The following is a 20,762-nucleotide window of genomic DNA, read 5'->3' on the forward strand; positions in this document are numbered from 1 at the left end:
GAGGCGCCCTGTTGTTCTTTTCCCTCTTTTTCTCTTTCATGAAAATTTCTTCGATGCTGCGCCCCTGGGCGCTGATGGCGGCCGTGGTTCTGGCCAACGCCCCTGCGTGGGCAGAAGACACCCTGGCCCACATCGCCAGCACGGGCGAACTGCGCCTGGGTCATCGCGAAAAGTCCCTGCCGTTTTCGTACAAGGACGCCACCAGTGGCAAGGTGCAGGGCTACACGGTCGATATCTGCCTGCAGATCCATGAAGAAATCAAAAAGGAACTCAAGCGCCCCGACCTGCGCCTGAAGTACCTGCTGGTCGATGGCAAGAACCGCATCTCCGACGTGAAGGGCAATGTGGTGGACCTGGAGTGCGGCGGCACGGCCAACACCGCCGCGCGGCAAAAGGAGATTGCGTTCAGCCACCACATCTTTGTGGCCTCGTCCGCCTTCCTGGTGCGCAAAAGCGCGGGCATCAAGACACTGGACGACCTGCAGGGCAAAAAAATCGCCGTGCAGGCCAAGACCACCAACGAGAACCTGCTCAAGGCCAACGAACGCACCTTTGTACGCAAGTTCAACTACGTGCCAGTGGACAGCACACTGGACGCCGTGAACGCGCTGGCCAAGGGCGAAGCCGACGCTGCGTTTGCCGACGATGCGGGCATCTGGATTCCGCTCACCCGCATGGGCAAGGCCATGGACGAATACCAGTTCCTGGAAAAACGCCTCTCGGTCGAGCCCTACAGCATCGGCCTGCGCAAGGACGACCCCAAGTTCAAGGAACTGGTGGACCGCGTGACCCGCCGCATGATCCAGAACGGCGAGATGGCTGCGCTCTACAAGAAATGGTTCAGCTCCGACCAGGGCACGCTGCCCATGAGTGTGTTCATGAAAGAAGCCCTGCGCCGCCCGAGCGACATCGGCGTGGAACAGATCGCGTTCTAACCCACTGTTTTCTCCGAGCCGTACTTCGGAACCAGGCGTCCGTGCGCCAGATGGGGTGTGTTGGAATGCGATCTCCACGCCCGCCGCCACCCTTTGCCCATGCTCGATAACGCAGCGCCCCCTCCACCTCCAACCCCATGGGCCGCACGACGGCTGGAAGATGCGCTTGACTGGGTGGGCTCACTCTTCATGCCTCTGGCTCTGCTGATCGTCGTGCTGCTGTTTCTGCAGTGGCCTCTGAGAGACTGGCTCGGCGCAGGCTCCAGCAAGGCCAATGACCTGGCGCAGGCGATGTTTGCGCTGTATGTGGCAGTGGCTCTGCGGCATGCGGCCCGGCGCGATGCCCACTTGGTCAGCCGCCCCGACCTGACGCACGCTGGCGGCCGATGGCTGCGCACGCTGCGCGGCGTGGGTGCGCCGCTGGCCATATTGCCATGGGCGCTGTTCGTGTGCTGGCAGGGCACCCCCATGGTATGGCGCTCGGTGCGCGGGCTTGAAAGCTTTCCAGAAACCGCCAATCCTGGCTATTTTGTGGTGAAGGTAGCGCTGTTACTGCTGGCCGCTTTGCTCGCCCTGCAGTCACTGGTGGATCTGTGGCGCGCTGTGCGCCAGGCGGCCGCCAGCACGGGAGGGAACACCCCATGAGCCTGCTCGGGCTTCTGCTGCTGGTGCTGGCCCTGGTACTGATGATGACCACGGGCTGGGCCACCTATGCCGTGTTGCTGGCAGTGAGCACCCTGGGTGCGGTGCTGGGCCTGGCAGTGGGCGCATTCGATGCAGGCGTACTGCGTGCCCTGCCCGAGCGCATGGTGGGACTGCTGGAGCATGACCTGTTGCAGGCCCTGGTGCTGTATGCAATGGTGGGCGCCTTGCTCAATCACCTGGCCTTGATCAATGGTCTGTATGGAGGGCTCAGCAAAACGCTGGCGCGGCTCACGGGGCGGCGGGCTGCCTCTGAATTGGCCGGGCTGGGCGTGGGCATGCTCATGGCGCCCATGAATGGGTCGGTGGGGGCCAGCCTGGTCACCCTGTCGCGCACCGCCGAGCGGGCCTGGGCCGCCGAAGGTCTACCGCCCGAACGGCGTGTCACCCTGGTGGCCGTGGCCAGCACACTGGGTGTCATCGTTCCACCCTCGCTGGTGCTGCTTCTGCTGGGGGATGCAATGCTGCGTGCCCACACAGAAGGCCTGACCCTGGCCCGGCAGTTGGGTTTGCCTGCGGCACAGGCTGGAACCCGCATCATCAACACACAGGATGTGCTGCAGGCCGCACTGGCCCCTGGCGCCCTGCTGCTGCTCGTCTGGCTGGGCATCACCTGGTGGGTGGCACGGCGCCACGACCGTGCAGAGCCACCCACCACGACTGCCCGCCCTTCAGCGATGGCCCGCAGCGAGGGCTGGACGCTGTGCATCGTGCCCACGTTCATCATTGCGCTGCTGGCATTGGTGGCCACGGGCCGCATCCGTGCCGTGGAGGCCGCCGCTGCCGCTGGTGTGACATTGTTGGTGTGGGGCCTGGTATCGCGCCAACTCACCCGGCCCGTGCTGGCCCGCGTGCTGGACGATGCCCTGGCCCTCACCGGCGCGCTGTTCGCACTGCTGGTGGCCGCCGTTACCTTTTCACTGCTGCTGCGGGCCTTTGGCACCGATGTGCTGGTGACCGAATGGATGCGCACCCTGCAGGGCCAGCCCGCGCTGGCCATGGCTGCAGTGCTGCTGGTACTGCTGGCGTCGGCCTTTGTGCTGGACGCTTTTGAGCTGATCTTTCTGGTCATACCCATCGTGATGCCCCCGCTGTTGGCCCTGGGAGGGGACGCTGCATGGGTCGCAGCCTTGGCCCTGCTGGTGCTACAGGCCGGTTTTTTGCTGCCACCGCTGGGCTACGCCCTGGTGCTTTCCATGGGGCAGGTGGAACCACGCCCCTCCCAGCGCGCTGTGGTGCTCGCTCTGGCCCCCTATCTCCTCACGCTGGCTGGCGTGGTGGGTTTGGTGCTTGCAGCGCCCGAAACCACCCACTGGCTGCGCACCACGCCCGCAACGGTTCCCCAAATGACCATCGAGGGCGATGACCTGGATGCGCTGATGCGCGAGATGTCTGCCCCACCGGTTGAAACACCAAACGCTGGCGACGCCGCCGCAAAGTGAGGCGATGGCGCCCCGGTGCATGGGACAATCGCGCCCCATGACCCCACAGCAATACGTACAGCAAAAAGCCGTGGCCTCGGGCAGCAGCTTCTATTACGCCTTCCTGTTCCTGCCGGCCCCGCGCCGCGCCGCGATCACGGCGTTTTACGCCTTCTGCCGCGAAGTGGATGATGTGGTGGACGAAGTCTCTGACCCCGGCGTGGCCCGCACCAAGCTGGCCTGGTGGCAGGCCGAGGTGGCCAAGGCCTACGCAGGCCAGCCCACCCACCCCGTGATGCTGGCGCTGATGCCGCTGGCCGCCGACTACGGCATTGAACAACGCCACCTGCAGGCCGTGATCGACGGCTGCCAGATGGACCTGGAGCAAACCCGCTACCTCGACTTTGCGGGCCTAAAGGGCTACTGCCACCTGGTAGCAGGCATCGTGGGCGAAGTCGCCGCACGCATCTTTGGCCAGACCGACCCACGCACCACCGAATACGCCCACAAGCTGGGCCTGGCCTTCCAGCTCACCAACATCATCCGCGACGTGGGCGAAGACGCCATGCTGGGCCGCATCTACCTGCCGGTGAACGAGCTGCAGCAGTTTGACGTGAAGGCACACGAGATCCTCAAGCGCACCTACTCCGACCGCTTCACGGCGCTCATGCGTTTTCAGGCCGAGCGCGCGCACCGCCTGTACGACGAGGCCCTGGCCTTGCTGCCCGATGCCGACCGCCGCGCGCAAAAGCCCGGCCTGATGATGGCCAATATCTACCGCACCCTGCTGCGCGAGATTGAGCACGAGAACTTCCAGGTGCTGCACCAGCGCATCCGCCTCACGCCGCTGCGCAAGTTCTGGCTGGCGTGGAAGGTACAGGCCCTGGGCCGGATGTCATAGCCGTGGGCCCGCGTCCATGAAGGTCGCCGCGAACGTGGCAGTGGTGGGCGCAGGCTGGGCGGGCATGGCCGCCGCCATCGCCCACACCCAAATCGGCCGCGAGGTCACGGTGTTCGAAGCCGCGCGCACAGTGGGCGGCCGCGCACGGGCCGTGCCGGGCGCACTGCCCGGTGGCACGCCCGCCACCCTCGACAACGGCCAGCACATCCTGATTGGCGCCTACGCCGAAAGCCTGCGCCTGATGCGATTGGTGGGCGTGGACATCGACACCGCCCTGCTTCGCCTGCCGCTCACGCTGCAGTTCCCCGACGGCCAGGGCCTGCAACTGCCCGACCTGCCCCCGCCCCTCGATGCCCTGCTGGGCATTGCCCGCGCCAAGGGCTGGGGCTGGCGCGACAAGCTGACGCTGCTGCGCACGGCCACCGCGTGGCAACTCAAGGGGTTTCGCTGCGCGCCTGCGACCTCGGTGGCCGACCTGTGCGCGCCGCTCACGCCCCGGCTCATGGCCGAGTTCATCGACCCGCTGTGCGTCTCCGCCCTCAACACCCCGGCGCGCGAGGCCAGCGGCCAGGTGTTTCTGCGCGTGCTGCAGGACAGCCTGTTCAGCGGGCGTGGCGGCTCTAACCTGCTGCTGCCGCGTGCAGACCTGGGCGCCCTCTTCCCCGAAGCCGCCGTGCGCTGGCTGCAGCAGCAAGGCGGCCAGGTCATCACGGGCCAGCGCATTCAGCGCCTGCAGCCGTTGCCCGGCGGGCGCTGGCAACCGGTCGTGGCGGCCAACGGCACCGAAGAACCTGAAGCGTTCGACCACATTACCCTGGCCTGCCCGTCGTGGGAGGCGAGCCGCCTGGTCGAAAGCCTGGCGGGCACGGCGGGCCTGGCCAGTGCGGCCCGCTGGAGCGCCACCACCAGTGCCCTGCGGTTCGAGGCCATCACCACCGTCTATGCCCACTCACCGGGCGCCCACCTGCCCCAGCCCATGCTGGCACTGCGCAACACCGCTGCCCACCCGGCGCAGTTCGTGTTTGACCGGGGCCAGCTTGATGGCCAGCATGGGCTGCTGGCCTTTGTGGTGAGCGCGAGCGACGGCGACCGGGCCTTGCTGGAGCAGCAGGTGCTGCAGCAGGCCGCCGCACAACTGGGCCTGCCGGGCCTGCAGCCTGTGCAAACCGTGGTGGAAAAACGTGCCACCTTTGCCTGCACCCCCGGCCTGCAGCGGCCCGGCATGCAGGTGCTGCCAGGGCTGACTGCCTGCGGCGACTATGTGGACGGCCCCTACCCCGCCACGCTGGAAGGCGCGGTGCTCAGCGGCACCGCAGTGGCGGCGCTGGCGTAACGCACGCCTTGGCATCCCAGGTGCCCCCGGGAAAACCCCAAGCCGCTTGACAGCATTCCGAAAGCACGCGGCGCACACCATACGCCCTGCAACGCCTTGATGGCTTTCACGGAGACACCCATGCTGTTCGACAACGACATTTACCCCACCTCCCACCCCGCCTTCCAGCCCACCCGCCGCCACCTGCTGGGCGCAGGCAGTGCCCTGGCCCTGGGTGGCCTGCTGCCCAGCGCCGCATCGGCGCAGGCCGCGTGGCCCGCCAAGTCGATCCGCTTTGTGGTGCCCTTTGCCCCCGGTGGCAGCTCTGAGATCGTGGCGCGCTCCACGGCGGCCGAGCTGAGCAAGACCCTGGGCCAGAGCGTGTTTGTGGACAACAAGCCCGGCGCAGCAGGCAACATCGCCATGTCGGAAGTGGCCCGCGCAGACGACCAGCACACGCTGATCCTGGGCCACATCGGCACCCTGGCCGTGAACCCCTACATCTTCGACAAGCTGCCCTACGACGCCAACAAGGACTTCAAGCCCGTGAGCCTGCTGGCCAAGGTGCCCAGCCTGTACGTAGTGCACCCCGACGTGCCCGCCAAGAACCTCAAGGAATTCATTGCCTACGCCAAGAAGAACCCGGCCAAGCTCAGCTACGGCTCGGCGGGCAACGGCAGCGCGGGCCACCTGGCGTTTGAATACCTCAAGATGACCGCCGAGATCTTCATGCTGCACGTGCCCTACCGCGGCACCGGCCCCATGATGACCGACCTGCTCTCGGGCCGCCTTGATGCCGCCGCCGTGGGCGCTGCTGCCTTGCTGCCCTTCATCAAGTCCGGCAAGGTGCGCTGCATCGCCACCGGCTCCACCCAGCGCCTGCCGCAGTTGCCCGACGTGCCCACCGTGGCCGAGCAGGGCTTCCCGGGATTTGAGATGACCCAGTGGTACGGCATGCTGGCCCCGGCCACCCTGCCCAAGGAGCACCTGGACAAGCTGGCCATCGAAACCGCCAAGGCCGTCAAGGCGCCCGACTCCCTCAAGCGGCTGAACGGCGACGCCGCCGAGGCCATTGGTGGCACGCCCGCGCAGTTTGCGCAGTTCATTGCGACGGAGCAGGCACGCTGGCAAAAAGTGCTCAAGCGCGCACAGGTGAAACCGGACTAGAGAAGCACCCTGAGCCGCAACCCGCTCGGCGCCGCAGCCGGAGGCTGCAGCTCTTCGATGCCGTCAAAGCCTGCGCAGGCAGGCTTGGAGCCGCCGCATCTCAGCCCCCAGAGGGGGGACGCCACCCGTGGCCTGGCAAAGCCAGTTCCACGGTGGCGCTGGCGGGGCACGCCAGGCCTGCGGCCTGGGAGTGCAGGCCTCGGCGGCGGCACTGCACAACGGCATTAGCATCCCCCCATGCGCATCCTCCTGGCCGAAGACGACCACAACCTGGGCACCTGGCTCAGCCGCGCGCTGGAGCATGCGGGCATCCAGGTGGAATGGGTGAACGATGGCCGCCTGGCCGACCGCGCACTGCAACAGCACGACAACTACGACGCACTGGTGCTGGACCTGGGGCTGCCCGGGCTGGACGGCCAGGCCGTGCTGCAGCGCCTGCGTGACCGCGACCAGCGCCTGCCTGCGCTGATCCTCACGGCACGCGACTCGCTGGACGAGCGTGTGCGCTCGCTCAACGCCGGGGCAGACGACTTTCTGGCCAAACCCTTTGAGCTGGCCGAGCTGGAGGCGCGCCTGCACGCCCTGGTGCGCCGCGCGCGTGGCAACGAACACCCTCGCCTGGCCTGCGGCGCGCTGGTATACGACAACCCGCGCAAGCAGTTCACGCTGCACGGCGAGCCCCTGGCCCTGTCGCCGCGCGAGCACGCCGTGCTGCGCGTGCTGGTGCAGCGCAGCGGCGAGCCGTTCTCCAAGCAGCAGATTCTGGACCGCGTGTTCTCCGACGATGAGGACGTGCACCCCGAAGCCGTGGAGGTGTTTGTGCACCGCCTGCGCAAGCGGCTGGATGGCAGTGGTGTGCGCATCACCACGCTGCGCGGGCTGGGCTATGCGCTAGAGGCTGACTGAACCATGGGCCTGACCGCACGCCTGCGCCGTGCCAGCCTGTGGCGGCTGCTGGCCCTGCTGCTGCTGCCGCTGCTGGCCGTGGTGACGGGCGTGGAGCTGTGGATGACGCGGCACGATGCGCTGGAGGCCGCCAACGCGGCCTATGACCGCTCGCTGCTCGGGGCACTCAAATCCATTGACGCCAACATCTCCACCGCCTCGGGCGGCCTGTCGGCCGAGCTGCCCTACAGCATGCTCGAATTTTTCGAACTCACGGCCAGCGGCAATGTGTACTTCCGCGTCGCATCGTCCGATGGGCTGGTGGAGCTGGGCAACGCCGACCTGCCCCTGCCACCCGGCACGCTCACGCCCGGCGTGCCGCGCTTCTACGATGCCACCTACTTCGGTGAATCCGTGCGGCTGGCAGCCTACCGCCGCACGGTAGAGGGCGCCGCACCCGGGGCCGATGCCAGCAGCGTGCTGGTGCAGGTGGCCGAAAGCACCCGCTCGCGGCAGGAATTCACCAGCCGCTTTGTGCGCCGGGCCGCACTGCGCGACACGTTGGTGCTGGCACTCATGGTGCTGGGCACGGCCGCCACGCTGGCCGTGGCGCTGCGCCCGCTGGCACGCCTGGCGCGTGAGGTGCAGGCGCGCAGCCCCGATGACATGACCCCCATGGCCGACACCGACCTGCCCGCCGACATCCGCCCCCTGGTGGCCGCCGCCAACCAGCAGATGGCGCGCACGCAGGACCTGGTGGCGCAGCAGCGGCAGTTTCTGGACGATGCATCGCACCAGTTGCGCACCCACCTCACCACGCTGCAGATGCAGATCGACTACGCCCGGCGCGAGGCCGACGCCACCCAGGTGCAGCACACGCTCGACGCCATCGGGGGCGAGATTGCGCGCGCCACGCGCAGCACCCAGCAGCTTCTGGCCCTGGGCCGCAGCGACACGGCGGCGGTCGAGCTTGCCCCGTTCGACCTGGCCGCGCTGCTGCGCGCCGTGGCGCTGGAACTGCTGCCCCGCGCCCGCGCGCGGCAGATCGACTTTGGCATCCACACGCCCACGCCCGAGTTCATGGCCGTGGGCGACAGCGGCCTGCTGCGCGAGGCACTCACCAACCTGGCCGCCAACGCCATTGCCTACACGCCCGAGCACGGCACGGTCACCGTGTCGGCGGCGGGGGACGGCCTGGGCTGGAGCCTCAGCGTGGAAGACAACGGCCCCGGCCTGCCTGCGAGCGAACGCGATGCCCTTGGCCAGCGCTACCGGCGTGGCTCGCAGGCCGCAGCAGGTGGCTCGGGCCTGGGGCTGGCGATTGCGCGCTCCATCGCCGAACGGCACCGGGGCGGCCTGCGGCTGGAGGAAGGCTCTGGCGGCCGGGGCCTGCTGGCCATCCTGTGGTGGCCCCGGGGCTGAAAACCCCCATCCCGCAGCGCCCCAGATTCCGCCAGAATTCGCCCCGCCATGCCGTCCGCACCGACCTCACACCCCACCCTGCCCCGCCGCCGCACCCTGCAGTGGCTGGCAGCACTGGCGGGCGCATCGGCCGCTGCACGCGGGCCTGTGGCCTGGGCGGCCGACGCATCGCAAGAGCCCGCCGAATGCATCGCCCCCTCCCGCCCCGGCGGCGGGTTCGATCTGACCTGCGGCCTGGCCGCACAGGCGGTGCAGGCCGTGCGCCCAACCCGCCCACCACTGCAAACACGCTACCTGCCCGGTGGTATTGGCGCCATGGCGTTTGACCAGATCGCCACCGGGCGGCTGGGCGGGCCGGGCACGCTGGTGGCGTTCTCCAGCGGCTCGCTGCTCAACATCGCGCAGGGCCGCTTTGGCCCCCACCCGGTGAGTGCCGTGCGCTGGATCGCCACCCTGGGCACCGACTACGGCGTGGTGGCCGTGCACCGTGATTCACCCCACCAACGCCTGCAAGACGTGGTGGACGCGCTGCGCAAAGACCCGGCCCGCGTGGTGTTTGGCGCCGGTGGCACCCTGGGCAGCCAGGACTGGATGAAAGCCGCACTGCTGACCCGCGCCGCCGGGCTGGACCCCAAGCGCATGCGGTTTGTGTCGTTTGAAGGCGGCGGCGAGGCGCTCAAGGCGCTGCGCGGCGGCCACATCGGCGTCTTCACCGGCGATGCAGCCGAGGCCCGGCAGGCCCTGGACAAAGGCGCCCCCCTGCGCTTTCTGGCCGTGCTGGCCCAGGCCCGCCTGCCCGGCGCCCTGGCCGACCTGCCCACGGCGCGTGAGCAAGGCGTGGACCTGGTCTGGCCCACGGTGCGCGGCCTGTACATGGCAGCCAGCGCCCCCGACGCCGCCGTGCGCGCCTGGGTGGCCGCGTTTGCCGACGCACTGGCCGCGCCCGGCTATGCCGCGCTGTGCAGCCAGTACGGCCTGTACCCGTTTGCGCGCACCGGCGCTGCGCTGGAGGAGTTTGTGCAGCGCAGCCTGGCCGACTACCGCCAGCTGGCGCAGGAGCTGGGCCTGCGGTCCTGGCCGCGCTGAGGCGGCAATCGGCTGCGGCCCGTAAACCGGCCTCAGGCAGGGCAGATGGACAGCAGCGGCCAGCGCTCGGCAAATCGCTTGGACACCACGCGTTCGCGGTAGGTGCGGGCATCGGCGCGCACCGGGTTGTGGCGAACGATCAAGTGGAACAAGTCGTCCAGCCCGTGGGGAGCCACAACGCCGATGGAGTCGTCAGCGCGCAGAAAAACACCCACACAGGTGGCAATCTCCGGCCAGGTGCCCACGCCATCTTCCAGCGACACCAAGGGCGCCACCTGCTGCCCCAAATGGCACGCAAACCAGTGGTGCACGGTGGCCTGGTTGGTGACCTCCCATGCCACAGACGGCATCTCGCAGCGCAACCGATGTTCCAGCGCCGCGTCGTGTTCTGCACTTTCCACTGTGGGGTCGAAGTAGACAACATCCACGTCATCCAGCGGTGTGGGTTCTGCAAAACCGTGCATGGCATCCCACACCAGCGAGCGCACTGCGCCAGCCCCGATGCACCACGAGTTCAGTTCCAGCTTTCGCACGGCGCGGAGCGCACTCATCAGCGCAGGCGAAGCACGCACCAGCGTGACAAGCTGATGATGGTGACTCACAGGGCGGGCCGCGCGACGCGTCGGTCGGGGGCCGAAGGAAAGATCAGGGCGACCCCGCCCGTCTCACAAGCCAGCCGCTTCACTTCTCCAGCCACCACTGGATCACCAGCTTGGCCAGGAACCCCAGAAACCCCACGCCCAGGCCTAGGAAGAGCACAAAGGTGCCAAAGCGCCCCGCCTTGGACTCCCACGCCAGCTGCCCGATGATGAACAGCATGTAGGCGATGAACGCCCCCACGCCATAGGTGAGGAAGAAGCCCGAGATCTGCGCCTCGGTGAAGCCAAAAATCACGATGCCCCTCCAGGCGTGCGCGCTGGCGCAGCGGGTGCGGCCAGGTCGCGCTCGGGCAGGCTGGATGCGTCCACCAGGTCGCGGTAGGCGTGCCAGCTGGCGTGGCCCAGCATGGGCATCACGGCGATCAGGCCCAGCAGCAGCGAGCCCAGGCCCAGCAAGGTAAAGCCCAGGATGATCGCCGCCCAGAACGCCATGGGCAGCGGGTTGACCACCACGGCCTGCCAACTGGTCAGCACCGCCTGCAGCAGCGTGGCGCGGCGGTCCAGCAGCAGGGGCATGGCCACCACGCTGGACGCAAAAATGGGCGCGGCCATCAGGCTGCCCAGCGCCAGCCAGATTTCAAACAGCCAGCCCTCGCGCGCCATGACCACATGGCGCAGAAAGTCGAGCGGCGTCTCGATGGGCACCGGCGCCAGCAGGGTGATGAGCGCAGCCGAGGTCATGACCCAGCCCGAGGCCGCCAGCGCCAGCAAGGCACCAAACTGCACCATGCACCAGTAGTCGTTGCCCCATTTGTTCACATGGCTGTTCTGCCAGTTGAACCAGGTCTTGAGCACCACGCCCAGGTTGGCGCTTTCGCGGCGCTCCAGCGCGCGGCTCAGCGCATACAGGCTGGTGGCCAGCACCGGCGCCACCACCAGAAAGCCCGACAGCGCCCCCGCCAACAGCCAGAACCGGTGATGCGCCACCGCAAAGATGGCGGCTCCAAACAGCGTGAGCGCCAGGCCATGGGCAAAACTGATCCAGCCCGCCCGCGCCATGTCGCGCCAGGCCAGCACCAGCCAGGTCATGGGCTGCATCAGGCCGATGGTGCGGATGGCGGGCAACGGGGGGGGATTACGGGGCATGGTGGGAGGGGTCGCTGAGCGACGCTGGAGTGTGACGTTATCGGGCCGCAGCATCAACCGCCACGCGCCCAAACCTTGACCTGAGGCAAGAAACCGGGCCGGTGCAGCCGATCAGGCCAACCATCAAGCCAACAGTCGGCACAGCGCAGTGAGGCTGTCCACCGTGGCATGGGGCGGTGTGTCGTCGTGCGGCCAGGGGTGGTTGGCGCTGTTGATCCACACGGCCTGCATGCCCGCGTTCAGCGCGCCCTGCGCATCCAGCGTGGCGTCGTCGCCCACGTGCAGCACCTCGTGGGGCAGCACGTCCACGGCCGTGGCGGCCGCATGGAAGATGCGCACATCGGGCTTGGCGATGCCAAAGTCCGACGCGCTGATGCTGTGGCGAAAGTAGTGGCCGATGCCAATGCGGTGGATATCGGCATTGCCGTTGGACACCGCCACCACCGGGTAGCGCGCTGACAAGAAAGCCAGCGTGTCGTGCGCATCGTCAAACAGCTCCACCCGCTGGCGCTCGGCAAAGAACAAATCAAACGCCGGTTCGGCCAGCGCGGGCTCGTCACCGGCCTGCGTCAGCGCCAGCCGGATGGACTCGCGCCGCAACGCGCTCAGGTCGCCCTTCAGGTCGGGACGCAGGGTCACCATCTGGTTGCGGATGGCGCGCAGGGCCTCGGTGTCCGAGAAGAGTGCCGCTGTGGCGGGCGCGTGGTGGGTCAGCCAGTCCAGCAGCACACTTTCGGCCCGCGTGATGGTGGGCCAGATGGGCCAGAGCGTGTCGTCCAGATCGATGGAGATGGCGCGGATGCGGGAGGTGTCCAGAGAGGGATTTGGCACAGGGCGCACCTGAAGGATGAAGGCGAAAAAAGAGGCCCCGGCGATGCACCAGGGCGAGGGCCGCAAAGCATACCGCAGGCCTTTGCGGAATGCAGTGCGTTCAACCCGGGTCTGGCGCGCCCCCAGGCCCCAACGAAGATCCGCGCACCACCAGCAGCCCGGGCAGCAGGCTCTCGCGCGCAGGGCCTTCCAGGCCGTTGATGCGCTCCAGCAGGCACTGCGCTGCGCGTTGCCCGATGGCATCGGTGGGCTGGGCCACCGCGCTCAGGCCGGGCCGGATCAGCGACGCCCATTCGGGGTCGTCAAAGCCTACGAAACCCACCTGTTGCCCAAACGTCCACCCCAGGCGCGAGACGGACGCTGCCACCCGCAGCGTGACCACCGAATTGCCCGCCACCACCGCGCAGCGCTCACCGGGCCGGGCCTGCCGCAGCAGATCGGTAAGTGCCTGGTCCAGTACGTCGTCGCCCTGTTCGGCCGCCAGCTCCAGCACTGTGCCGCGCACCGCCGAGCCCTTGGAGGACACCAGCGCACGAAAGGCCTCCGTGCGCTCGATGCGGGAACTCACACCCAGCAAGGGCTGGGTGATGTAGAGCAGGCGCTGCCAGCCTTGCTGCTGCAGATGGGCGCAGGCTTCGCGCATGGCGCCCTGGTTGTCCAGCGAGACGAAGTCTGCAGCCAGCCCGGCATGGCGCCGGTCCACCAGCACGGCGGGCTTGCCGTGCAAGGTGTTCACATCCGCCTGCCCCTCGCCCTGCCCCAGCGTATTGAGGATGAAGCCATCCACCTGGTAGCTGGCCAGCGCGTCGATGGCCGCGCGCTCGCGCTCGCGGTCGTTGCCCAGGTTGAACAGCATGACCAGGTAGCCCGCGTCCTGGCAGGCTTTCTCGGCCCCGCGCAGCACAGCCACCGAATAGGGGTTGGTGATGTCGGCCACCACCAGGCCAATGAGCCGCGAGCGGCCATGGCTCAGCGCCTGGGCCATGGGGCTGGGCACATAAGCCAGCTTGGCGATGGCCGCCTCGACCCGCGCGGCAATGTCGGGGCTGAGCAGGCGTTCGCGGTGGTTGAAGTAACGCGACACCGTGGCCTTGGACACACCGGCCTCGGCCGCCACATCGGCGATGGTGGGACGGACGCGCGGCGCGGTGGAGGGCGCGGGTGTCGGCGGGCTCATGCGGGCACGGCGTTGTACACAGCAGCGGGCCGTTCGCCCGCCAGGGCCTGCAGCAGGTTGGTGGTGGCCAACGCGGCCATGGCATGGCGCGTGTCGTGCGTGGCCGATCCAATGTGCGGCAGCGGGGTCACGCGCGGGTGGGTGCGCAGGGGCGACGCCAGCGGCAGCGGCTCGGTGGCAAACACATCCAGCCCCGCTGCGCGCAGCGGGCCATGGTCCAGCGCGTGCAGCAGGTGTTGCTCCACCACGGTGGCGCCCCGGCCGCCATTGATGAAGATGGCGCCGGGCTTCATGGCCGCAAACAGTTCGGCGTTGACCATGCCCCGTGTGCTGTCCGACAAGGGCAGCATGGCCACCACAAAGTCCGACTGCGCCAGCAGCGCAGGCAGCGGCGTGTGGATGGCCTTGCCCTGTAACTCAGGGGCCTGGGTCGCCAGGTCCACCGGGCGGCGGGCGTGGTACATCACCGGCATGCCGAACCCCAGTGCGGCGCGGCGCGCCACGGCCTGGCCAATGCGGCCAAATCCGAGCAGGCCCAGCGTCTTGCCATGCACATCGCTGCCAAACAGGTCTTCTCCAATATTCTTGGTCCACCGGCCCTCGCGCACCAGCTGCGACAGCTCCACCAGCCTGCGGCTGGTGGCCATGAGGAGGGCAAACACCGAGTCTGCCACCGTTTCGTCGAGCACTCCGGGGGTGTGGCACAGCATGATGCCGCGCGCCTGCAGCACGTCCAGCGCGTAGTTGTCCACGCCCACCGAAATGCTGGACACCGCCTGCAGCCGGGGCGCACGTGCCAGCACGGCGGCATCGATGGGAAAGCTGGAGCCGATGAGCCCATGCGCCTGCGCCAGCGCTGCGTCAAACCGCGCGCGCTCGTCGGGCTTGCGCGGGTCGGCCACTGTCACGTCGTGCACGGCAGTCAACCGCGCGAGCTGGTCGGGCGGCAGCTCGCGAAACACCAGCACTTGCTTGCGCGCTGGGCTTGTGCTGCCGTCTGTTGAAGGTAGCGGCAGGCTCACAGGCCCGCCTCCTGCAGCTGGGCGCGGGTGGGCAGCCCCTCGGTGTCGCCCAGCACCTGCACGGCGCGGGCACCAATCCAGGCGCCACGGCGCACGGCGGCGGGCACAGTCAGGCCTTCCAGCAAAGCGCTGATCACGCCCACCGCAAAGCCATCACCCGCGCCCACGGTGTCCACCACCTGGGCCACGGGCACGCCGGGCACGCGGCCGGTGCCGGCCACGTCGCTGTCGTAGTACGCGCCCTCGGGCCCGAGCTTGACCACCACCAGCTTGGCGCCGCGCTCACGGTAAAAGCGTGCCACGCCCTCTGGAGTGGTTTCGCCGGTCAAAAACACGCCCTCTTCCATGCCCGGCAGCACCCAGTCGGCATAGGTGGCCAGGGTGTTGATCCAGTGGCGCATGGTCTCGGGCGACGACCACAAAGTGGGGCGCAGGTTGGGGTCGAAGGAGATGGTGCGGCCTGCAGCACGCATCACCTCCAGCGTGCGGATGGCGGCCTGCAGGCTGGTGTCGGAGATGGCGGCAAACACGCCTGTGGCATGCAGGTGGCGTGCAGACCGAAGCCAGGGCTCGTCCACATCGGCGGGCCCCATCTGGCTGGCGGCGGAGCCCTTGCGGTGGTATTCCACCTGCGGGTCGCGGCCATCCATCACGCGCTCTTTGAACTGGAAGCCCGTGCGCTGCGTGGCATCGCACACCACGTGCGAGCAATCTATGCCTTCGCCCTGCATGGCGGCCAGCAGCGCGCGGCCCATGGAGTCGGTGCCCAGGCGGCTAGCCCAGCCTACCTTCAGGCCCAGGCGCGCCAGGCCAATGGCCACATTGGTCTCGGCCCCGGCCGTGCGCTTGTGAAAGCCGGTGGCGTTCTCCAGCGGGCCCGGCTCGTTGGCTACCAGCAGCAGCATGGCCTCGCCAAACAGTGCAACGTCAGAAGCCGGGGCGGTCATGCAGCCTCCCGTGCCGCGCGGATGAAGGCCACCTGCTCGCGCGTGATGGCCACCAGGTCGTCCCCCACCAGCGGGTATTCAATGGCATGCGGCACATTGGCAGGCAAGGCACGCAACACGGCGCGCCAGGGCGCCAGCGAATCGGCCAGCGGCACCGCCACCCACTTGGCGGGCAGGCGCTGCACGCCCTTGCAATGCACATAGCGCACATAGGGCGCCAGGGCCTGCGCGGCCTGCAGCGGGCATTCGCCCTGCCAGTGCCAGTTGCCCATGTCAAAGGTCATACCCAAATCAAGCCCGGCCTGCGCCTGGGCCGCAAAAAACGCCTGCATGGCGGCGAGCGTGCCTGCGGTGGCGGTCTGGTCGTTCTCGATCACCAGCTCCACCTGCGGGGCGGCCTGCAGCAGGGCCTTGAGGCGTTGCAGCGAGGCATGCGACGAAGGGCTAAAGCCACCAACCGACATCTTCAGGCGCGGCGCGCGCAACACCTGCGCAGCCTGCGCGCCGCGCGCCAGGGCTGCTTCGTCCAATTCGCCCTGCTGGGTCCACAAGCCTTCGGGGCTGGAGTACACCGCTGCCCGGCCCGCCAGCGCGGGCAGCTCAGCAGCCGCGTCACGCAGCAGTTCGCCACGCACCTCCACACCGTCCGCGCCCGCTTGCTGGGCCAGGTCGGTGCACCACAGCTGGCCGTGGCGACCGGTTTCGGCCGCGCCGAAGGAGGACAGGGAAATCAATACCTTCATGTGTTTCTTTCAGGCTCCGCCCCACCGGGGCAGAGGCCATCAACCGCACGACCTGCCAGGTCTCAATGTGCGTGGTGGGAAGTCAGGATCTGGCCCAGGAACTGCCGCGTCTTGTCGTGCTGCGGCTGGCCAAAGAACTGCTGCGGCGGCGCCTGCTCCAGGATCTTGCCGTCGGCCATGAAGATCACCCGGTCGGCCACGCTGCGGGCAAAGCCCATTTCGTGCGTCACGCACAGCATGGTCATGCCGTCTTCGGCCAGGCTAATCATGGTGTCCAGCACTTCCTTGACCATCTCGGGGTCGAGCGCCGAGGTGGGTTCGTCAAACAGCATCACCTTGGGCGCCATGCACAGCGCACGCGCAATGGCCACGCGCTGCTGCTGCCCGCCCGACAGCTGGCTGGGGTGCTTGTGCGCCTGCTCGGGGATGCGCACGCGGGTCAGGTACTTCATGGCCACTTCTTCGGCCTGGGCCTTGCTCATGCCCCGTGACCGCATGGGGGCCAGCGTGCAATTTTCCAGAATGGTCAGGTGCGGGAACAGGTTGAACTGCTGAAACACCATGCCCACTTCAGCGCGCACAGCGTCCACGTTCTTGCCGCCGGCGGTCAGGTCAATGCCATCGACCTCAATGCGGCCCTTTTGCACCGTCTCCAGCCGGTTGATGCAGCGGATCAGCGTGGACTTGCCCGAGCCCGATGGCCCGCAGATCACGATGCGCTCGCCGGGCCGCACCGACAGGTTGATGTCGGTGAGCACCTGGAAGCTGTCGTACCACTTGTTGACCCCTTCCATGCGGATGATCGGCGGCGTGCCGGGGGCGGTCGTGACTGCGTCGCTCATCAATGGCTCCTTATCGTTCAGGCAGGCTTATTGCAGCTTGGGCAAGTCAGCGCCCAGCCACTTTTGGTACAGCTTGTTCAGCTCGCCATTGGCGGTGTTGCGGGCCACAAAGTCGTTCACGGCCTTGGTCAGCTCGTCCTGGCCGGGGCGCATGGCAATGCCCATGGCTTGCTGCAGCAGGTTGAACTTGTTCTCGAAGGTGTTGGCGGGCACGCGCTTGGCAATCTGCGCTGCCACGGTGACCGAGCAGCCAATCGCATCGACCTGGCCCGAGATCAGCGCCTGCATGGCCGATGCGTCGTCGTCAAAGCGGCGGATCTCAGTGCCCTCGGGCGCAGCCTTGGTCACGGCCACGTCTTGGGTGCTGGCACGGGCCACGCCTACGCGCACGGTCTTCAGGTCGGCAGCGCTCTTGATGTTGGCGCCGGCCTTGCCGTACAGCACGATGGTCGCGGCCGCATAGGGCTGCGAGAACTGCACCTGCTTGGAGCGCTCGGGCGTGATCGCGAGCGATGCCACCAGCACATCGACCTTGTTGGTCAGCAAAAACGGGATGCGATTGGGGCCTGTGACGGGCACGATGTTGGCCTTCACGCCCAGGTCCTTGGCCAGCAGCTTGGCCACGTCGGCGTCGTAGCCGTCGGGCTGGTTTTGTGCGTTGGTGGTGCCGTAGGGCGGAAAGTCCACCAGCATGCCGATGGTGATCTCACCCTTCTTCTTGATGTCTGCCACGGACTGTGCCGAGGCCAGCGGCGCAAACGCCGTGAGGGCGGCGCCCAGGCCCAAGGCTACCAAAGCGGCGGTGGCGGTGCGGCGTTGCAAAGAAAAAGTCATCGCATGTCTCCTGGTGGTTGGTGTGAACGAGAACAGAAAGAAAAGAAGGTTGCGGCGCGTGGGTCAGCGCGCCAGAGCACGGGCGCGCTTGCGCTCCATGCGTGCAGCCAGCAGCGACAGCGGCCAGCAGATCACGAAGTACAGCGCGGCCACGGTGGTGAACACATGCAGCGGCTGAAACGTGGCGTTGTTGATGATCTGCCCCGCCCGCGTGATCTCGGTGAAGCCGATGATGGCGGCCAGCGAAGTGCCCTTGATGATCTGCACCATGTAGCCCACCGTGGGCGGCAGCGCAATCTTGAAAGCCTGGGGTAGCACCACAAACCGCATGCGGGCCACGTACTTGAGGTTTAGGGCCTGCGCGGCCTCCCACTGGCCACGTGGCACTGCCTCGATACAGCCGCGCCAGATCTCGGCCAGAAAGGCCGCGCTGTTGAGCACCAGCGCCACGCCCGCCGCCACCCAGGGGTTGATGTCAAACCCCAACACGGGTGCGCCAAAGAAGATGAGGAACAGCTGCAGCAGCAGCGGCGTGCCCTGAAACACCTGGATGAACACGCGCGCCGCATTGCGTGCCGCAGCGTTCTCTGAGGTGCGCGACAGCGCCACCACCAGCCCCAGCAGCGCACCGCCCACAAAGGCAATGGCCGACAGCGCCAGCGTCCACTGCGCGGCCTGCACGATGAAAAGAAACTCGGAGAGTCCGAAGGTACGCATGGTCGGTCTCCTTATCGGCGGTCTGGGTAGTTAAGGACGCGCTGATAAATCAGCTTGAATAGCGCCGAGAAACTCAGCGCCAGCGCCAGGTAGATGGCTGTCACCACGATGTAGATCTCGAAGCTGCGGAAGGTCTGCGACTGCAGGTTGGCCGCCACCGAGGTCAGGTCGTCCGCCGAGATCACCGACACCACGGCCGAGCTGAGCATCAGCAGGATGAACTGACTGGTAAGCGCCGGGTAAATGGCCTTGAGCGCGGGCTTGAGGATCACAAACCGGAAGATCTCCCACGGCTTGAGGTTGAGCGCCTTGCCCGCCTCGATCTGCCCCTTGGGGATGGACTCAATGCCCGCCCGCACGATCTCGGCCGCATAGGCTCCCAGGTTGACCACCATGGCGGTGAGCGCCGCCGTGTAGGGCGACCAGCGCAGGCCGATGGACGGCAGCGCGAAGAAGAAGAAAAACAGCTGCACCAGAAACGGCGTGTTGCGGATGACCTCGATGTACGCGTTGATCAAAAACCTCAGCCAGCCCGGCCCGCCGGTCTTGCCCCAGGCGCAAAAGATGGCCACCACCAGCCCCAACAAGGTGGCGGTGAGTGACAGCTGCACGGTGATCCAGGTGCCCTTAAGCAGCAAGGGCCACGCGGCAAACACGGCATCGAACTGGAACTGGTAATTCACGGTGGACAGTCGTTATTCCAAAGTGCCGCCAGTTTATGAAACCGGTTTCATAACCACATCAGGGAATACCCGATGCGCCCAAAAATGGGGCTGCAAACACCTCAAGTCGCCATGCTTTTCCCTGCTCTCGGAGGCGGTGGTGCGCCAGGCCGCAAATAGGCGCCCGGCCCGCACTGGCCTGGCGCGTGGGTGAAAATGCCGCATGCCTTCCTTCCACCCCGAACCCCCTTACACCCACGGCCAGGCCGACCGCACCGCCGTGCTGCTGTGCAACCTGGGCACCCCCGACGAAGCCACGGCCCCGGCGGTGCGCCGGTATCTGGCGCAATTCCTGGGCGACCACCGCGTGGTGGAGATCCCCAAGCTGCTGTGGTGGCCCATCCTGCACGGCATCATCCTGCGCACACGCCCCGCCAAATCCGCCGCCAAGTACGCCAGCATCTGGACGCCCGAGGGCTCGCCCCTGGCGCACTGGACGGCCAAGCAGGCCACGTTGCTGCGCGGCTGGCTGGGCGAGGCAGGCCACGCCGTGCTGGTGCGCCACGCCATGCGCTACGGCAACCCGTCCATCGCCAGCCAGCTCGACGCCCTCAAGGCCGAAGGCGCCACGCGCATCCTCATCCTGCCGCTGTACCCGCAGTATTCCGGCACCACCACGGCCAGCGTGTTCGATGCCGTGTATGCCTGGGCCGCGCGCACGCGCAACGTGCCCGAACTGCGTTTTGTGAACCGGTACCACGATGCCCCCGGCTACATCGACGCCCTCGCCCGCACCATCGAAACCCACTGGAAGCACCACGGCCAACCCGACCAGCTGGTGATGAGCTTCCACGGTGTGCCCGAACGCACCCTGCACCTGGGCGACCCCTACCACTGCGAGGCCCGCAAAACCGGCCGCCTGCTGGCCGAACGCCTGGGCCTGCGCGAGGAGCGCTTTCGCATCACCTTCCAGTCGCGCTTTGGCAAGGCCAAGTGGCTGGAGCCCTACACCCAGCCCACCATCGAGGCACTGGGCAAGGCGGGCACGCGGCGGGTGGACGTGGTGTGCCCCGGCTTCACCAGCGACTGCCTGGAGACGCTGGAAGAGATCAACATGGAAGTGCGCGAGGCGTTTTTGCACGCGGGCGGGCAAGAGTTTCACTACATCCCCTGCCTGAACGACAACAACCACTGGATCACCGCGCTGAGCCGCGTGGCCCAGCAGCACCTGGCGGGCTGGCCCACCGAGGCCCCCACCGCCGCCGCACTGGCCGATGCGCGCAGCCACGCACAGGCAGGCGGCGCCCCAGCCGGGGCCTGCCCCGTGGCCCATTGATCGTTTACTATTATTTTGATAGCTTAAAAGGCATATCCATCGCGCGCAGACGGCCTTTTTTTTCATATTTTGAAG

At 67.5% G+C, this 20,762-nt stretch carries 22 protein-coding genes; 10 read left to right on the top strand and 12 right to left on the bottom strand.

Features of this window, described 5'->3' with window-relative positions; translation table 11 throughout:
* Positions 1–38: 38 nt before the first annotated feature.
* The 9 genes from ACSQ3O_RS18600 to ACSQ3O_RS18640 all read left to right on the top strand — a co-directional run bounded on the left by ACSQ3O_RS18600 (position 39) and on the right by ACSQ3O_RS18640 (position 9,831).
* Positions 39–935: an amino acid ABC transporter substrate-binding protein gene (locus tag ACSQ3O_RS18600; RefSeq protein WP_436140013.1), complete on the top strand. Its 897-nt coding sequence runs from the start codon at positions 39–41 to the stop codon at positions 933–935.
* 189 nt (positions 936–1,124) lie between these two features.
* Positions 1,125–1,580, top strand: a complete 456-nt coding sequence (locus ACSQ3O_RS18605) for a TRAP transporter small permease subunit (protein ID WP_249368232.1) — start codon at positions 1,125–1,127, stop codon at positions 1,578–1,580.
* Positions 1,577–3,079 carry a TRAP transporter large permease subunit gene (locus ACSQ3O_RS18610; protein WP_436140014.1) on the top strand — a complete coding sequence of 501 codons (1,503 nt, stop codon included), beginning with the start codon at positions 1,577–1,579 and terminating at the stop codon, positions 3,077–3,079. The genes ACSQ3O_RS18605 and ACSQ3O_RS18610 overlap by 4 nt, the downstream gene beginning before the upstream one ends.
* Positions 3,080–3,116: 37 nt before the next feature.
* Positions 3,117–3,959, top strand: a complete 843-nt coding sequence (gene hpnD, locus ACSQ3O_RS18615; RefSeq protein ID WP_137748558.1) for a presqualene diphosphate synthase HpnD — start codon at positions 3,117–3,119, stop codon at positions 3,957–3,959.
* Positions 3,960–3,975: 16 nt separating this feature from the next.
* Entirely contained in the window at positions 3,976–5,292 is a 1,317-nt protein-coding gene (gene hpnE / locus ACSQ3O_RS18620) for a hydroxysqualene dehydroxylase HpnE (protein WP_436140015.1), read from the top strand.
* A 120-nt stretch (positions 5,293–5,412) separates the two neighbouring features.
* Positions 5,413–6,438, top strand: a complete 1,026-nt coding sequence (locus ACSQ3O_RS18625) for a Bug family tripartite tricarboxylate transporter substrate binding protein (protein ID WP_436140016.1) — start codon at positions 5,413–5,415, stop codon at positions 6,436–6,438.
* Positions 6,439–6,675: 237 nt separating this feature from the next.
* A complete protein-coding gene (locus ACSQ3O_RS18630) occupies positions 6,676–7,344 on the top strand; it encodes a response regulator (protein ID WP_121419592.1) in 669 nt (222 codons plus the stop codon).
* A gap of 3 nt (positions 7,345–7,347) precedes the next feature.
* Entirely contained in the window at positions 7,348–8,745 is a 1,398-nt protein-coding gene (locus ACSQ3O_RS18635) for a sensor histidine kinase (protein ID WP_436140017.1), read from the top strand.
* A gap of 48 nt (positions 8,746–8,793) precedes the next feature.
* A complete protein-coding gene (locus tag ACSQ3O_RS18640; RefSeq protein ID WP_436140018.1) occupies positions 8,794–9,831 on the top strand; it encodes a Bug family tripartite tricarboxylate transporter substrate binding protein in 1,038 nt (345 codons plus the stop codon).
* A 32-nt stretch (positions 9,832–9,863) separates the two neighbouring features.
* Here the strand turns inward: ACSQ3O_RS18640 and ACSQ3O_RS18645 are convergent, their stop codons facing one another.
* The 12 genes from ACSQ3O_RS18645 to ACSQ3O_RS18700 form a co-directional block, all read right to left on the bottom strand.
* Positions 9,864–10,382 (bottom strand): nucleotidyltransferase family protein, encoded by a 519-nt coding sequence (locus ACSQ3O_RS18645; protein ID WP_436141149.1) that lies wholly within the window; start codon positions 10,380–10,382, stop codon positions 9,864–9,866.
* Positions 10,383–10,512: 130 nt separating this feature from the next.
* Complete coding sequence (locus ACSQ3O_RS18650) at positions 10,513–10,725, bottom strand: DUF2788 domain-containing protein (protein ID WP_436140019.1); 213 nt, start codon at positions 10,723–10,725, stop codon at positions 10,513–10,515.
* A complete protein-coding gene (locus ACSQ3O_RS18655; RefSeq protein ID WP_298454509.1) occupies positions 10,722–11,576 on the bottom strand; it encodes a DUF2189 domain-containing protein in 855 nt (284 codons plus the stop codon). The genes ACSQ3O_RS18650 and ACSQ3O_RS18655 overlap by 4 nt, the downstream gene beginning before the upstream one ends.
* Before the next feature lie 123 nt (positions 11,577–11,699).
* Complete coding sequence (locus ACSQ3O_RS18660) at positions 11,700–12,407, bottom strand: HAD-IA family hydrolase (RefSeq protein WP_015014902.1); 708 nt, start codon at positions 12,405–12,407, stop codon at positions 11,700–11,702.
* A gap of 100 nt (positions 12,408–12,507) precedes the next feature.
* Positions 12,508–13,584, bottom strand: a complete 1,077-nt coding sequence (locus tag ACSQ3O_RS18665) for a LacI family DNA-binding transcriptional regulator (RefSeq protein WP_436140020.1) — start codon at positions 13,582–13,584, stop codon at positions 12,508–12,510.
* The gene (locus tag ACSQ3O_RS18670) at positions 13,581–14,606 is read right to left on the bottom strand and encodes a 2-hydroxyacid dehydrogenase (protein WP_137748569.1); all 1,026 of its coding nucleotides are present in this window, start codon (positions 14,604–14,606) and stop codon (positions 13,581–13,583) included. The genes ACSQ3O_RS18665 and ACSQ3O_RS18670 overlap by 4 nt, the downstream gene beginning before the upstream one ends.
* Positions 14,603–15,553 (bottom strand): sugar kinase, encoded by a 951-nt coding sequence (locus ACSQ3O_RS18675; RefSeq protein ID WP_137748570.1) that lies wholly within the window; start codon positions 15,551–15,553, stop codon positions 14,603–14,605. Before ACSQ3O_RS18675 ends, ACSQ3O_RS18670 begins: the two co-directional genes overlap by 4 nt.
* Entirely contained in the window at positions 15,550–16,296 is a 747-nt protein-coding gene (locus tag ACSQ3O_RS18680) for a sugar phosphate isomerase/epimerase family protein (RefSeq protein ID WP_137748571.1), read from the bottom strand. Before ACSQ3O_RS18680 ends, ACSQ3O_RS18675 begins: the two co-directional genes overlap by 4 nt.
* A gap of 62 nt (positions 16,297–16,358) precedes the next feature.
* Entirely contained in the window at positions 16,359–17,138 is a 780-nt protein-coding gene (locus ACSQ3O_RS18685; protein ID WP_060984970.1) for an amino acid ABC transporter ATP-binding protein, read from the bottom strand.
* Positions 17,139–17,165: 27 nt separating this feature from the next.
* Positions 17,166–17,972, bottom strand: coding sequence for a transporter substrate-binding domain-containing protein (locus tag ACSQ3O_RS18690; protein WP_436140021.1), 807 nt, complete (start codon positions 17,970–17,972; stop codon positions 17,166–17,168).
* Positions 17,973–18,035: 63 nt separating this feature from the next.
* Positions 18,036–18,689: an amino acid ABC transporter permease gene (locus ACSQ3O_RS18695; protein ID WP_015014909.1), complete on the bottom strand. Its 654-nt coding sequence runs from the start codon at positions 18,687–18,689 to the stop codon at positions 18,036–18,038.
* A gap of 11 nt (positions 18,690–18,700) precedes the next feature.
* The gene (locus tag ACSQ3O_RS18700; protein ID WP_015014910.1) at positions 18,701–19,372 is read right to left on the bottom strand and encodes an amino acid ABC transporter permease; all 672 of its coding nucleotides are present in this window, start codon (positions 19,370–19,372) and stop codon (positions 18,701–18,703) included.
* 202 nt (positions 19,373–19,574) lie between these two features.
* Between ACSQ3O_RS18700 and hemH the strand changes: the two genes are divergently transcribed.
* On the top strand, positions 19,575–20,687 hold the full coding sequence (gene hemH, locus ACSQ3O_RS18705; protein WP_436140022.1) for a ferrochelatase: 1,113 nt from the start codon (positions 19,575–19,577) through the stop codon (positions 20,685–20,687).
* Positions 20,688–20,762 lie beyond the last annotated feature (75 nt).

Source organism: Acidovorax sp. LjRoot74, assembly GCF_964254355.1.
Lineage (GTDB): Bacteria > Pseudomonadota > Gammaproteobacteria > Burkholderiales > Burkholderiaceae_C > Acidovorax.

Bases quoted from the DNA above. Each gene is read 5' to 3' on its own strand.
- ACSQ3O_RS18655 (WP_298454509.1), bottom strand. From the start codon at position 11,576: ATGCCCCGTAATCCCCCCCCGTTGCCCGCCATCCGCACCATCGGCCTG.
- ACSQ3O_RS18645 (WP_436141149.1), bottom strand. From the start codon at position 10,382: ATGAGTGCGCTCCGCGCCGTGCGAAAGCTGGAACTGAACTCGTGGTGC.
- ACSQ3O_RS18675 (WP_137748570.1), bottom strand. From the start codon at position 15,553: ATGACCGCCCCGGCTTCTGACGTTGCACTGTTTGGCGAGGCCATGCTG.
- ACSQ3O_RS18690 (WP_436140021.1), bottom strand. From the start codon at position 17,972: ATGACTTTTTCTTTGCAACGCCGCACCGCCACCGCCGCTTTGGTAGCC.
- ACSQ3O_RS18630 (WP_121419592.1), top strand. From the start codon at position 6,676: ATGCGCATCCTCCTGGCCGAAGACGACCACAACCTGGGCACCTGGCTC.
- ACSQ3O_RS18635 (WP_436140017.1), top strand. From the start codon at position 7,348: ATGGGCCTGACCGCACGCCTGCGCCGTGCCAGCCTGTGGCGGCTGCTG.
- ACSQ3O_RS18605 (WP_249368232.1), top strand. From the start codon at position 1,125: ATGCCTCTGGCTCTGCTGATCGTCGTGCTGCTGTTTCTGCAGTGGCCT.
- ACSQ3O_RS18685 (WP_060984970.1), bottom strand. From the start codon at position 17,138: ATGAGCGACGCAGTCACGACCGCCCCCGGCACGCCGCCGATCATCCGC.
- ACSQ3O_RS18625 (WP_436140016.1), top strand. From the start codon at position 5,413: ATGCTGTTCGACAACGACATTTACCCCACCTCCCACCCCGCCTTCCAG.
- hpnD (WP_137748558.1), top strand. From the start codon at position 3,117: ATGACCCCACAGCAATACGTACAGCAAAAAGCCGTGGCCTCGGGCAGC.
- ACSQ3O_RS18640 (WP_436140018.1), top strand. From the start codon at position 8,794: ATGCCGTCCGCACCGACCTCACACCCCACCCTGCCCCGCCGCCGCACC.
- ACSQ3O_RS18665 (WP_436140020.1), bottom strand. From the start codon at position 13,584: ATGAGCCCGCCGACACCCGCGCCCTCCACCGCGCCGCGCGTCCGTCCC.
- ACSQ3O_RS18600 (WP_436140013.1), top strand. From the start codon at position 39: ATGAAAATTTCTTCGATGCTGCGCCCCTGGGCGCTGATGGCGGCCGTG.
- ACSQ3O_RS18610 (WP_436140014.1), top strand. From the start codon at position 1,577: ATGAGCCTGCTCGGGCTTCTGCTGCTGGTGCTGGCCCTGGTACTGATG.
- ACSQ3O_RS18695 (WP_015014909.1), bottom strand. From the start codon at position 18,689: ATGCGTACCTTCGGACTCTCCGAGTTTCTTTTCATCGTGCAGGCCGCG.
- hemH (WP_436140022.1), top strand. From the start codon at position 19,575: ATGCCTTCCTTCCACCCCGAACCCCCTTACACCCACGGCCAGGCCGAC.
- hpnE (WP_436140015.1), top strand. From the start codon at position 3,976: ATGAAGGTCGCCGCGAACGTGGCAGTGGTGGGCGCAGGCTGGGCGGGC.
- ACSQ3O_RS18680 (WP_137748571.1), bottom strand. From the start codon at position 16,296: ATGAAGGTATTGATTTCCCTGTCCTCCTTCGGCGCGGCCGAAACCGGT.